This window comes from Serratia sp. A07, assembly GCF_058725505.1.
Genome location: NZ_JBZXDO010000011.1, coordinates 52,906 through 66,066 on the forward strand (window position 1 = coordinate 52,906; position 13,161 = coordinate 66,066).

A 13,161-nucleotide genomic window follows, 5' to 3' on the forward strand; every position below is an offset into this window, starting at 1 on the left:
GCGTAAAATTCAGATAAATTCGCCTTGCTTCATATTCACTGAACGCCGGGGAATAACCAGAATTAGCTGAATATTCTGATGGCCTGGTGGCGGCAGCTGGTTTATCTTGAGGCATTCTTGGTTTTCCGCCGGAGGAGATCGGCAATGCCTCAACACTCACATGCGCCCGCCCTGCTTATTCTCAACGGCAAAGGCGCCGGTAACGAAGAGCTGCGTCAGGCGGTCAAACGCCTGCGCGCAGAGCAAATCACGCTGTACGTGCGCGTCACCTGGGAACACGGCGACGCCGCGCGCTACGTCGCGGAAGCCGCGCAGCTCGGCGTCGGCACCGTCGTCGCCGGCGGCGGTGACGGCACCATCAACGAAGTGGCCGCCGCGCTGGTGCAACTGCCGGCGCACAACCGGCCGGTGCTGGGCATCCTGCCGCTCGGCACCGCCAACGATTTTGCCATGGCCTGCAATATTCCCCCGTCGCCGGAACAGGCGCTGCAGCTGGCGATCAAGGGCCGCTCGGTGCCGATCGATCTGGCCAAGGTTAACGGCGAGCGCTACTTCATCAACATGGCCACCGGCGGCTTCGGCACCCGCATCACCACCGAAACGCCGGAGAAGCTGAAGGCGGCATTGGGCGGCGTGTCCTACTTCGTGCACGGCTTGCTGCGCATGGATACGCTGCAGGCCGACCGCTGTGAAATTCGCGGGCCGGACTTCCGCTGGGCCGGCGAGGCGCTGGTGATCGGCATCGGCAACGGCAAACAGGCCGGCGGCGGCCAGGAGCTGTGCCCCAGCGCGCTGATCAACGACGGCCTGCTGCAGCTGCGCCTGCTGATCGCCGATGAACTGCTGCCGGCGCTGGTCGCCGCCCTGTTCAACGACGAAGAGAGCAACAGCATCCTCAGCGCAGCGCTGCCGTGGCTCGAGATCGACGCGCCGCATGAGATGACTTTCAACCTCGACGGCGAGCCGCTCAAAGGCCGTCATTTCCGCATCGAAGTGTTGCCGCAGGCCATCGAATGCCGCCTGCCGCCTAACTGCGCCCTGCTGGGCTGACCTTGTCGGGCGCAGCCGCTGCGCCCCGCTTCTTCCCCCTCCGCTTACCCGCTTCCGCTCACGATCAAATGTGATCCTCTCCGGCAAATTCATTAATTCATACTTGTATGGTAGTTAGTTCATGGCGTATTTTCGCGCTATCTCTCCGCAGCTACAGGATGTGAAGGTTATGAAAATCGTCAACGCCGAGGTGTTCGTCACCTGCCCGGGGCGCAACTTTGTCACGCTGAAGATCACCACCGATGACGGTATCGTCGGCCTCGGTGACGCCACGCTGAACGGGCGTGAATTGTCGGTGTCCTCTTACCTGAAAGATCACCTCTGCCCGCAGCTGATCGGCCGCGACGCGCAGCGGATCGAAGACCTCTGGCAATTCTTCTACAAAGGCGCTTACTGGCGGCGCGGCCCGGTGACCATGTCGGCCATTTCCGCCGTCGACATGGCGCTGTGGGACATCAAGGCCAAGGCCGCCAACATGCCGCTGTATCAGCTGTTGGGCGGCGCGTCGCGCTCGGGGGTGATGGTGTATTGCCACACCACCGGCCACTCGATCGACGAGGTGCTCGACGACTACGCCAAGCATAAAGAACAAGGCTTCAAGGCCATCCGCGTCCAATGCGGCGTGCCGGGCATGAAAACCACCTACGGCATGGCCAAGGGCAAAGGCCAGGCCTATGAGCCGGCCACCAAAGGTGACTGGCCGGAAGAGCAGCTGTGGTCGACGGAAAAATACCTCGATTTCACCCCCAAACTGTTCGATGCGGTGCGCAACAGGTTCGGCTTCAACGAGCACCTGCTGCACGACATGCACCACCGCCTGACGCCGATCGAAGCGGCGCGCTTCGGCAAAAGCGCCGAGCCGTATCGCCTGTTCTGGATGGAAGATCCGACGCCGGCGGAAAACCAGGCCTGTTTCCGCCTGATTCGCCAGCATACCGTCACGCCGATCGCCGTCGGCGAGGTGTTCAACAGCATCTGGGACTGCAAACAGCTGATTGAAGAGCAGTTGATCGACTACATCCGCACCACCCTGACGCACGCGGGCGGCATTACCGGCATGCGGCGCATCGCCGACTTCGCCTCGCTGTATCAGGTGCGCACCGGCTCCCACGGCCCTTCCGATCTGTCGCCGATCTGCATGGCGGCGGCGCTGCATTTCGATCTGTGGGTGCCGAATTTCGGCGTGCAGGAATACATGGGTTATTCCGAGCAGATGCTCGAGGTGTTCCCGCACAGCTGGACGTTCGACGACGGCTATATGCATCCGGGCGACAAGCCGGGCATCGGCATCGAGTTCGATGAGAAGCTGGCGGCCCGTTACCCGTATGAACCGGCCTACCTGCCGGTCGCGCGTCTGGAGGATGGCACCTTATGGAACTGGTAAACACCATGCGCAGCGTCGTGATCGAACAGCCCGGGCGCCTGGCGCTGCAGACGCGCGCGCTGCCGCAGCCGGCGGCCGGCGAGGTGCGGGTCAAGGTGAAATTCGCCGGCATCTGCGGCTCCGACGTCCATATCTATCACGGCCATAACCCGTTCGCCCGCTATCCGCGGGTGATCGGCCACGAGTTCTTCGGCCTGATCGATGCGCTGGGCGAAGGCGTCGATCCGGCGCGCCTCGGCGAACGCGTCTCGGTAGATCCGGTGGTGAGCTGCGGCCACTGCTATCCCTGTTCGGTCGGCCGGCCCAACGTCTGCACCTCGCTGCAGGTGATCGGCGTGCACCGCGACGGCGGCTTCAGCGACTACGTCTGCGTACCGGCGCGCAACGCCTATCCGGTTCCGCCCGCCATCAGCGATCGCCACGCCGCGATGATCGAACCCTTCAGCATCGCCGCCAACATCACCGCCCACCTGCAACCGCGCCCTGACGACATCGCGCTGATCTACGGCGCCGGGCCGATGGGGCTCACGGTGATCCAGACGCTGAAAGGCGTGTACGGCGTCAAGCAGGTGTGGGTCGTCGATCGCATCGCCGAGCGGCTGGACATGGCGCGCGCCAACGGCGCCGACGAGACGTTCAACAACGCCGAGGCCGCATTGCCGCAGGCGCTGCAGCAGCGCGGCATTCAGCCGACGCTGATCGTCGATGCCGCCTGCCACCCCGCCATTTTGCCGGAGGCGATCGCGCTGGTCTCGCCGGCGGCGCGCATCGGCATCATGGGCTTTTCCGGCGACGCCTGCACCCTGACCCAGCAGAGCATCACCAGCAAGGAGCTGTCGATCTTCTCCTCGCGCCTGAACAGCGCACGCTTCCCGCAGGTGATCGCCTGGATGGCGGACGGCAAGCTAGACCCGCAGCGGCTGCTCACCCACTGCGTGCCCGCCGGCGACGTCGAACGGGCGATGCTGATGTTCGAGCGGGATCAGCGCACCTGCTGCAAGGTGCTGCTGCAGTTCGAGTAACGCCAAGGCCGCATCGGGGCATTGGGCGGCCCCCGCCGCCCGTGCAAACAACGAAGCATCACGATTAAAACGACACCCAGTGGAGTGCTTTATGTTTAAAAACCTGCGTTGGACCATCGTGTTCCTGCTGTTCATGGTCTACATGATCAACTACCTCGATCGCGTGGCGCTGTCGATCACCGTGCCGATGATCGAACAGGATCTGATGCTGAACGCCGAACAGTTCGGCCTGATCTTCGGCAGCTTCTTCTTCGGCTACGCCATCTTCAACTTCGTCGGCGGGCTGGCGGTCGACCGTTTCGGCCCGACGCTGGTGCTGGGCGTGGCGGTCGGCCTGTGGTCCCTCTTCTGCGGCATGACGGCAATCGCCACCGGTTTTTACTCGATGCTGATCCTGCGCGTCCTGTTCGGCATGGCCGAAGGGCCGATCTGCGCCTCGGCCAACAAGATGATCAACGGCTGGTTCCCGAAGAAGCAGGCGGCGACCGCCATGGGCTTGCTCAGCGCCGGTTCGCCGTTGGGCGGCGCGGTGGCCGGGCCGATCGTCGGCTATCTGGCGCTGGCGTTCGGCTGGCGACCGGCGTTTATGATCATCTGCGCCATCGGCATCGTCTGGATGCTGGTGTGGTTCTTCGTGGTGGCGGATAACCCGGCGAAAAGCCAGCGCGTCAGTGCCGAAGAACGGGCGCTGATCGCGCGGTTGAAACAGGAAAACCTCGGCGAGGAAAGCGCGCTGAGTGACGCAGCGCACGGGCTGGGTTACTACCTGAAGCAGCCGATCATTCTGGTCACCGCCTTCGCCTTCTTCTGCTACAACTACATTCTGTTCTTCTTCCTGAGCTGGTTCCCCTCGTATCTGGTGCAGGCGCACAACCTGAACATCAAGGAGATGAGCCTGACCACGATGATCCCGTGGATCGTCGGCTTCGTCGGGCTGGCGCTCGGCGGCTATATTTCCGACAAAATCTTCAACATCACCGGCAAATTGCTGCTGTCGCGCAAGATCGTGTTGGTCACCAGCCTGATGGCGGCGGCGGTGTGTGTGGCGTTGGCAGGCACCGTCAGCAGCGTGGTGCCGGCGGTGATGCTGATGTCGGTGTCGATCTTCTTCCTTTACATCACCGGCGCCCTCTACTGGGCGATCATCCAGGACGTGGTGCATAAATCCCGGGTCGGCGGCGCCAGCGGGTTCATTCATTTGATCGGCAGCGTCTCCGGCATCATCGGGCCGATCGTCACCGGCTACATCGTGCAGAACACCGGCAAATTCGACAGCGCCTTTATGCTGGCGGGCGGCGTCGCCGCGCTGGGCGCGCTGCTGGTGCTGCTGGTGATCAAGGCGCCGCGCGCAACGGCGGGCGTGCAAATCTTAAAACCATAACGCCAGGCGGGGCGGCTTCGCCCCTTTGCTTACCTCTCCAGGGACATTGAACATGAGACTTTCCGACCACCGCGTTCTGCCGGCCGCCATTATTCGGCCCGGCTACGCACGTGAGCGCGTGAAACCACGCATGGTGCATATCGGCTTCGGCGCGTTTCACCGCGCGCACCAGGCGATGTACGCCGACAGGCTGGCCAACGAGCACGGCAGCGACTGGGGCTACTGCGAAATCAGCATGCAGCACGGCCGGCAAAAGATCGCCGACCTACGGCAACAGGATCTGCTGTTCTCGGTGGCGGAGATGGACGACGACGGCTGGCGGGGCCGGGTCATCGGCGTGGTGCGCCAGGCGCTGCACCTGCAAACCGACGGGCTGGCGGCGGTGCTGGCGGCCCTGACGCAGCCTGAGATCGCCATCGTCTCGCTGACCATCAGCGAAAAGGGCTATTGCCACCACCCTGCCAGCGGCCGGCTGATGGCGGAACACCCGGCAATCGCGCATGATATCGCCCATCCGGCACAGCCACAGTCGGCGCCGGGGCTGCTGCTGGCGGCGCTGCGCCTGCGCCGTGAACGCGGGCTGCCACCGTTCGCCGTGATGTCCTGCGACAATATGCCGGCCAACGGCCGGGTCACGCGCCAGGTGCTGCTCGACCTGGCGCAGCGGCAGGATCCGGCGCTGGCCGACTGGGTGCGTCAAGAGGTCGCCTTCCCTTCCACCATGGTGGATCGCATCGTGCCGGCGATGACGCAGGAAGCCCGCGGGCAGCTGCTTGCCTGGCTGGGCGGCGTCGAGGATGAGGTCGGCGTGGCCTGCGAGCCGTTCAGCCAGTGGGTCATTGAGGACCGCTTTCCCCAGGGGCGACCGGCCTGGGAAAAGGTCGGCGCCGAACTGGTGAGCGACGTGCTGCCGTTTGAGGAGATGAAGCTGCGCATGCTGAACGGTAGCCATTCGTTCCTCGCCTATCTCGGCTATCTGGCCGGTTATCAGCACGTCGGTGACTGCATGCAGGACGCGGATTTTGTCCGCGCCGCCCGTCACCTGATGCTGGCGGAACAGGCACCAACTCTGCAGGTGCCGAACGTCGATTTGGCGCAGTATGCCGACTCGCTGCTGCGGCGTTTCCGCAACCGCGCGCTGAAGCACCGCACCGCGCAGATCGCCATGGACGGCACGCAAAAGCTGCCGCAGCGGCTGCTGGACGCGATCCGCTGGCATCTGGCGCGCGGCAGCCGCTTCGACTGCCTGGCGCTGGGCGTCGCCGGCTGGATGCGCTACGTCGGCGGCCGCGATGAGCAAGGCGCGCCGATCGACATCAGCGATCCGCTGCGCGACCCCATCGCCGCGTTGGTCGCCGGCAGCGAGGAAGGCCAGCCCCGCGTCCTGGCGCTGCTGCAGCTCGACAGCGTCTTCGGCCAGGATCTGCCCGACTCGCCTGACTTCGTCCGCGCCGTCAGCCACGCTTATCATCAACTGCTGAGCCTGGGGGCCAAAGCCGCCGTCGCCGCTCTGCCGCTTACCGACCGGGAGGTTTCCGATGACCGTCACCACGCATAACGCCGTCAATACCGGCAATCAACCGCTGCTGCGGCGCGTCGCCAGCGCTTCGGCCATCGGCACCGCCGCCGAATATTACGATTTCTTCGCTTACGGCACCGCCGCGGTGCTGTTCTTCGGCCAGCTGTTTTTCCCCAGCGCCGATCCGCTGATCAGCACGCTGGCGGCCTTCGCCACCTACGCGGTCGGTTTCCTGGCGCGCCCGCTGGGCGGCATCGTGTTCGGCCACATCGGCGACAAGGTCGGCCGCAAGAAGGCGCTGGTGATCACCATCCTGATCGTCGGCCTCGGCACCTTCTGCATCGGCCTGCTGCCCACCTATGAACAGATCGGCATTTGGGCGCCGCTCGCGCTGATCTTTATCCGCGTGCTGCAGGGCTTCGGCGTCGGCGGCGAACAGGCCGGCGCGGTGCTGATGACCGCCGAATACGCGCCGCCGCCGCGGCGCGGCTTCTACGCCAGCTGGGTACAGATCGGCGCGCCCGCCGGTTTCCTGCTGCCGTCTGGGCTGTTCGCGCTGCTGACCGCCGTGCTGTCGCCGGCGCAGATGCTGGACTGGGGCTGGCGCATTCCGTTCCTGCTCAGCCTGCTGCTGGTGATCGTCGGGCTGTTTATTCGCCTGAAGATCGACGAGTCGCCGGTGTTTACCCAGATCCGCGCCACCAAGGCGGTGGAGAGCCGACCGGTGGTGGAAGTGGCCCGCCGCTACCCCGGCCTTATCGGCAAAGGGGTGTGCGCCAAGCTGATTGAAGCCTGCGCCTTCGCCATGTTCACGGTGATCGTGCTGGCCTACGGCAAAGCCAACCACCTCAACGAGACCATTCTGCTGGAAGCGATGATCGTGGCGGTGCTGCTGGAGATTTTCGCCATTCCGCTGATGGGCCGCCTCTCCGATCGGGTTGGGCGCAAACCGGTGTACATCGCCGGCGCGCTGCTGCAGGTGGTGTGCATCGTGCCGTTCTTTATGGCGATCAACCTCGATAGTTTCTGGGTGACGCAGATCGCCATGATCGTGGTGCTGACCTTCGGCCACAGCATGTGCTACGCGCCACAGGCCTCCTACTTCCCGGAGCTGTTCCCCACCCGCGTGCGCTGCAGCGGCATCGCGCTGATCTGGCAGATAGGATCGCTGATCGGCAGCGGCATTCTGGGGCTGCTGGCGGTGAAGATCCTGCAGGTGACCGGCGGCCACTACTACGGGCTGGCGGGTTACATGATGGTGCTGGGCGTGGTGTCGGCCATCGGCCTGAGCCTGATGCCGGAAACCGCGCCGGGGCGGCGCAAGCAGGAATATCAGGATTGGCATCACTGAGTTACCCTACCCGGCGGGTGGATTTATCCCCCCGCCCTCAACCAATAATCTGCTAGTATGGTGGCATTCGAATTCCAGCCAGATGCCTGATTGTCGCCATGTCTGAAACGTACAGTCTCACCAACAACGTCCCGGTCAACCAGCAGATCTATCGCTTCCTGCGCAAGGATATCGTCGACTGCACCATCCCCCCCGGCACCCTGTTGTCCGAGAAAGAGATTTCCACGCGCTTTTGCGTTTCGCGCCAGCCGGTGCGCGAAGCCTTCATCAAGCTGGCGGAGGCCGGCCTGGTGCAGATCCTGCCGCAGCGCGGCACTTTCGTGATGAAAATCTCCGCCAAGCGCGTGGCCGACGGGCGCTTTATTCGTCAGGCGGTGGAATGCGCCATCGTGCGCCGCGCAGCGGAGCGCGCCACCGCGGCGCAGCTAATGACGCTGGAGCATAACCTGCACCGCCAGGCGTTGGCGGCGCAGAACGGGCAGACGCGCGAGTTTCTGGCGCTGGACGATGAATTCCACCAGTTGCTGACCCAGTTCGCCGACTGCCCGCTGGCGTGGGAGACCATCGAAACCATCAAGGCCACCATGGATCGGGTGCGTTTCCTCAGCCTGAGCGAAGTCTCGCCGCCGGAGAGCCTGATCAAGCAGCACTACCGCATCTACGAGGCGCTGAAAGCGCGCGATGCCGAGGCGGCGGAGCGCGCCATCCACGATCACCTGCAGGAGATGATCTACTCCATCACCCCGATCGCCCTGCAGAACACCGAGTGGTTCGAGATCGAATAATTAATCGCTTAGCGCGCCGGGGGCGATCGTCCCCGCGTATTTGGCCTCGCCAATGGCATTTCCTCTCAATCGCATCTATTGTTTGTCCTTGCCGGATCAAGTTCGGTAGTATCGCTTTACAGCTTCAATCACCGCTTTTTTACTTCGCCGGTGGTCAAAAACCCTTGCATTGCCGGTGTATGAAGAAGCTTAATCGGGAGTGAATCATGACTGATATTGTGCAGTTGCTAGGAAAGGAAGCGGAAGATCTGCTGCAACACCGCTGTACCACTATCCCCGCCGAGAATCTCTACCTGCCGGGCGCCGACTTCGTCGACCGCGTAATGATCGATAACAACCGTCCCAACAGCGTGCTGCGTTCGATGCAAACCCTGTTCAACCACGGCCGCCTGGCCGGCACCGGCTACCTGTCGATCCTGCCGGTCGATCAGGGCATCGAGCACTCCGCCGCCGCCTCGTTCGCCGCCAACCCGCTGTATTTCGATCCGAAGAACATCGTCGAGCTGGCGATTGAAGCCGGCTGTAACTGCGTCGCCTCCACTTACGGCGTGCTGGCGTCGGTATCGCGCCGCTACGCGCACAAGATCCCGTTCCTGGTCAAACTCAACCACAACGAAACGCTGAGCTACCCGACCCAGTACGACCAGACCCTGTACGCCAGCGTCGAGCAGGCGTTCAACATGGGCGCGGTGGCGGTCGGTGCCACCATTTACTTCGGCTCCGAGCAGTCGCGCCGCCAGATCGAAGAGATCTCGATCGCCTTCGAGCGCGCGCATGAGCTGGGCATGGTCACCGTGTTGTGGGCCTATCTGCGCAACCCGGCGTTCAACAAGGATGGCGTGGACTACCACTCCAGCGCCGATCTGACCGGCCAGGCCAACCACATCGCCGCCACCATCGGCGCCGACATCGTCAAACAGAAAATGGCGGAAAACAACGGCGGCTACCGCGCGGTGAAATTCGGCTATACCGACGATCGCGTCTACACCAAGCTGACCACCGATCATCCGATCGATCTGGTGCGCTACCAGCTGGCCAACTGCTACATGGGCCGCGCCGGGCTGATCAACTCCGGCGGCGCCGCCGGTGAGAACGACCTGCAGGAGTCGGTGCGCACCGCGGTGATCAACAAACGCGCCGGCGGCATGGGCCTGATCCTGGGGCGCAAGGCGTTCAAGAAATCGATGAAAGACGGCGTGGCGCTGATCAACGCTGTGCAAGACGCCTACCTGGACAAGAAGGTCACCATCGCCTGATGTGACGGACCACCTGTCCTCAAGCCCGGCTAGCCGGGCTTTTTTGTGCCCGCTTTCTCCCCCTCATGCCACAGACCTTCTCTTTCTTTCACTTTAAACTTTCGAAATAAAATATTTATCTTTCAAACTGTGATCTATTTAAAACAAATAGCCCAACAAAGTGACTACTGTAAGGCCCATGGCCACAGAGCCGCCGTTCGCTCCAGGCCATATCAGTCCATTACAGGAGAACATAATGATTGAGCTAATCACCCACGGCGCCGAGTGGTTTATCGGCCTGTTTCAGAAAGGCGGTGAAGTGTTTGTCGGCATGGTGACCGGCATTTTACCTTTGTTGATCAGCCTGTTGGTTATCATGAACGCGCTGATCAAATTTGTTGGCCAGGAACGTATCGAACGATTGGCGCAGCGCTGCGCGGGCAACCCCGTCTCGCGTTATCTGCTGCTGCCGCTGATCGGCACCTTTGTCTTCTGCAACCCGATGACCCTCAGCCTGGGGCGCTTCATGCCGGAGAAATACAAGCCGAGCTACTACGCGGCGGCCTCCTACAGCTGCCACTCGATGAACGGCCTGTTCCCACACATCAACCCCGGCGAGCTGTTCGTTTACCTCGGCATCGCCAGCGGCCTGACCACCCTCGGCCTGCCGCTCGGCCCGCTGGCGGTGAGCTATTTCCTGGTGGGGCTGTTCACCAACTTCTTCCGCGGCTGGGTCACCGATCTGACCACCAGCCTGTTCGAACGCAAGATGGGCATCCGTCTGGATCGCCAGGTGCAACTTTAATTCGTGGAGTGCAGCATGAGTGCTTATATCCGTATTGAAAAAGGCGCCAGCGGCTGGGGTGGCCCCCTGGAGCTGCCGATAGAGCCCGGCAAGAAAGTGGTGTACATCACCGCCGGCACCCGGCCTTCGATCGTCGATCGCCTCAGCGAATTGACCGGCTGGCCGGCCGTCGACGGTTTCAAAGAGGGCGAGCCGCCGGCGGAAGAGATCGGCGTGGCGGTGATCGACTGCGGTGGCACCCTGCGCTGCGGCCTGTACCCGAAACGCCGCATTCCGACGGTCAACATCCACGCCACCGGCCAGTCCGGCCCGCTGGCGCAGTTTATCCTCGAAGACATCTATGTCTCCGGCGTGCGCGACCACAACATCAGCCGAATCGAAGCGGCAGATAGCCAACCCGCCGCCGCCGTTGCAGCACCGCCCAAGGCGCGCGACTACGACACCAGCAAGAAGATCACCGAGCAAAGCGACGGGCTGCTGGCGAAGGTCGGCATGGGCATGGGATCGGTGGTGGCGGTGTTCTTCCAGGCCGGGCGCGACACCATCGACACCGTGCTGAAGACCATCCTGCCGTTTATGGCGTTCGTCTCGGCCTTGATCGGCATCATCATGGCCTCCGGCCTCGGGGACTTTATCGCTCACGGCCTGACGCCGCTCGCCAACAGCCCGATCGGCCTGGTGACGCTGGCGCTGATCTGCTCATTCCCGCTGCTGTCGCCGTTCCTCGGCCCCGGCGCGGTTATCGCCCAGGTGATCGGCGTGCTGGTCGGGGTGCAGATCGGCCTCGGCCATATTCCGCCGCAGCTGGCGCTGCCCGCGCTGTTCGCCATCAACGCGCAGGCCGCCTGCGACTTCATTCCGGTCGGCCTGTCGCTGGCGGAAGCCAAGCAGGACACCGTGCGGGTCGGCGTGCCCTCGGTGCTGGTCGGCCGCTTCCTGACCGGCGCGCCGACGGTGTTGATCGCCTGGGCCGCCTCGGCCTTCATTTATCAATAAGCTGATTTCCAGGGAGACGTTTATGCACACCATTTTTCACACCACCATCACGCAGATCGGTGGCTGCGCCCGCGACGCGTTGCTGGACAACATGCTGATCACCTTCCGTGAAGGCGCGCCGGCGGATATCGAAGAGTTCTGCTTCATCCACCGCCACGGTGCGACCGCCGGTGAGCTGCAGGTCGGCGGCGTGATGGAGCTGGCGCAGCAGCGCTACGCCATCACCGCCGTTGGCAGCGTTGCCACGCAGAACCTGCGCGAACTGGGCCACATCACCGTGCGCTTCGACGGCGAAGCCGAAGCCGAATTCCCCGGCTCGATCCACGTATCCGGCCCGACGCCGACCGATATCCCGTTGGGCAGCACGCTGTCATTTATCGCATAAGGAGTAGACCATGTCTGAAGTAGCTGTAGTGATTGGCGGCGGCCAAACGTTAGGCGCCTTTTTGTCCCACGGGCTGGCGCAGGCCGGTTATCGGGTGGCGGTGGCCGATCTGAACGCCGACAACGCCAATCTGGTGGCACAGCAGATCAACGAAGCGTTTGGCGCAGGCAGCGCCTGCGGTTTTCAGGCCGACGCCACCGACGAGCAGAGCGTAATCGCGCTGGCGGCGGCGGTTGACCGGGCGTTCGGCCAGGCCAACCTGCTGGTGTACAGCGCCGGCATCGCCAAGGCGGCGCCGATCACCGATTTCCCGCTGGGCGACTTCGATCGCTCGCTGCAGGTGAACCTGGTGGGTTATTTCCTCTGCGCCCGCGAGTTCTCGCGCCTGATGATCCGCGACGGCATCGCCGGGCGCATCATTCAGATCAACTCCAAGTCCGGCAAGGTCGGCAGCAAGCACAACTCCGGCTACAGCGCCGCCAAGTTCGGCGGCGTGGGGCTGACGCAGTCGCTGGCGCTCGATCTGGCGGAATACGGCATTACCGTGCATTCGCTGATGCTCGGCAACCTGCTGAAGTCGCCGATGTTCCAGTCGCTGCTGCCGCAGTACGCGCAAAAACTGGGCATCGCGCCGGACCAGGTGGAGCAGTACTACATCGACAAAGTGCCGCTGAAGCGCGGCTGCGACTACCAGGACGTGCTGAACACCCTGCTGTTCTACGCCAGCGACAAGGCCTCTTACTGCACCGGCCAATCGATCAACATCACCGGCGGCCAGGTGATGTTCTGACGCCATCGACGCCCCCTTCCGCGGAAGGGGGCCTAAGGAGAACCCCATGACTCAAGCTCTGATCGCCTTCGCGCTGCTGGCCTGGCTGCTGCAAATCGCCTTCGGCTGGTGGCAACTGCAGCGCTTCAACCGCGCCTTCGACGGCCTGTGCCGGCTGGGCGCCGTCGGCGTCGGCCGTTCCGGCGGCCGCTTCCGCCCGCGAGTGGTGCTGGCGCTGGCCTTCGACGCCGATCGGCGGGTGTGCGGCAGTCTGTTGCTGCGCGGCCTGACCGTTTTCGCCCGGCCCCGCCCGCTGCCTCGATTGCACGGTTTGCATCAGCGGGATTTGCGCCCGGATGTGATCTTCCCCGAGGATCGCGCATGCCAGTCTGCACTATCGTTAGCGATTAAACCCAAATCGTGATATTTTCACATTAAAAGACATTACCTTTCATAGTGAATTATTCAGCGAGGGGAAA

At 63.2% G+C, this 13,161-nt stretch carries 13 protein-coding genes; all 13 read left to right on the forward strand.

Annotation, left to right across the window (positions count from 1 at the left end):
* Positions 1-144: 144 nt before the first annotated feature.
* The 13 genes from yegS to gutM all read left to right on the forward strand — a co-directional run bounded on the left by yegS (position 145) and on the right by gutM (position 13,106).
* Positions 145-1,050, forward strand: coding sequence for a lipid kinase YegS (gene yegS, locus AC4PR2_RS13485; RefSeq protein ID WP_100396697.1), 906 nt, complete (start codon positions 145-147; stop codon positions 1,048-1,050).
* A gap of 169 nt (positions 1,051-1,219) precedes the next feature.
* Positions 1,220-2,434 (forward strand): D-mannonate dehydratase ManD, encoded by a 1,215-nt coding sequence (gene manD / locus AC4PR2_RS13490; protein WP_149571696.1) that lies wholly within the window; start codon positions 1,220-1,222, stop codon positions 2,432-2,434.
* A 5-nt stretch (positions 2,435-2,439) separates the two neighbouring features.
* The gene (locus AC4PR2_RS13495; protein WP_443014702.1) at positions 2,440-3,456 is read left to right on the forward strand and encodes a Zn-dependent oxidoreductase; all 1,017 of its coding nucleotides are present in this window, start codon (positions 2,440-2,442) and stop codon (positions 3,454-3,456) included.
* Between the two features lie 91 nt (positions 3,457-3,547).
* Positions 3,548-4,837, forward strand: a complete 1,290-nt coding sequence (locus AC4PR2_RS13500) for an MFS transporter (RefSeq protein WP_197784734.1) — start codon at positions 3,548-3,550, stop codon at positions 4,835-4,837.
* Between the two features lie 52 nt (positions 4,838-4,889).
* Complete coding sequence (locus AC4PR2_RS13505) at positions 4,890-6,395, forward strand: mannitol dehydrogenase family protein (protein WP_443014694.1); 1,506 nt, start codon at positions 4,890-4,892, stop codon at positions 6,393-6,395.
* Positions 6,376-7,707 carry an MFS transporter gene (locus tag AC4PR2_RS13510; protein WP_060424888.1) on the forward strand — a complete coding sequence of 444 codons (1,332 nt, stop codon included), beginning with the start codon at positions 6,376-6,378 and terminating at the stop codon, positions 7,705-7,707. The genes AC4PR2_RS13505 and AC4PR2_RS13510 overlap by 20 nt, the downstream gene beginning before the upstream one ends.
* Positions 7,708-7,805: 98 nt before the next feature.
* Positions 7,806-8,492, forward strand: a complete 687-nt coding sequence (locus tag AC4PR2_RS13515) for a GntR family transcriptional regulator (RefSeq protein ID WP_060441145.1) — start codon at positions 7,806-7,808, stop codon at positions 8,490-8,492.
* Positions 8,493-8,698: 206 nt separating this feature from the next.
* A complete protein-coding gene (fbaB, locus tag AC4PR2_RS13520) occupies positions 8,699-9,748 on the forward strand; it encodes a class I fructose-bisphosphate aldolase (RefSeq protein WP_033644067.1) in 1,050 nt (349 codons plus the stop codon).
* A gap of 235 nt (positions 9,749-9,983) precedes the next feature.
* Positions 9,984-10,532 (forward strand): PTS glucitol/sorbitol transporter subunit IIC, encoded by a 549-nt coding sequence (gene srlA, locus AC4PR2_RS13525; protein ID WP_004941528.1) that lies wholly within the window; start codon positions 9,984-9,986, stop codon positions 10,530-10,532.
* Positions 10,533-10,547: 15 nt separating this feature from the next.
* A complete protein-coding gene (gene srlE / locus AC4PR2_RS13530; RefSeq protein ID WP_025303875.1) occupies positions 10,548-11,528 on the forward strand; it encodes a PTS glucitol/sorbitol transporter subunit IIB in 981 nt (326 codons plus the stop codon).
* A gap of 22 nt (positions 11,529-11,550) precedes the next feature.
* A complete protein-coding gene (srlB, locus tag AC4PR2_RS13535) occupies positions 11,551-11,913 on the forward strand; it encodes a PTS glucitol/sorbitol transporter subunit IIA (RefSeq protein ID WP_004941520.1) in 363 nt (120 codons plus the stop codon).
* A gap of 10 nt (positions 11,914-11,923) precedes the next feature.
* Complete coding sequence (gene srlD / locus AC4PR2_RS13540) at positions 11,924-12,703, forward strand: sorbitol-6-phosphate dehydrogenase (RefSeq protein WP_060424894.1); 780 nt, start codon at positions 11,924-11,926, stop codon at positions 12,701-12,703.
* A gap of 46 nt (positions 12,704-12,749) precedes the next feature.
* Entirely contained in the window at positions 12,750-13,106 is a 357-nt protein-coding gene (gene gutM, locus AC4PR2_RS13545) for a transcriptional regulator GutM (RefSeq protein ID WP_070913878.1), read from the forward strand.
* Positions 13,107-13,161 lie beyond the last annotated feature (55 nt).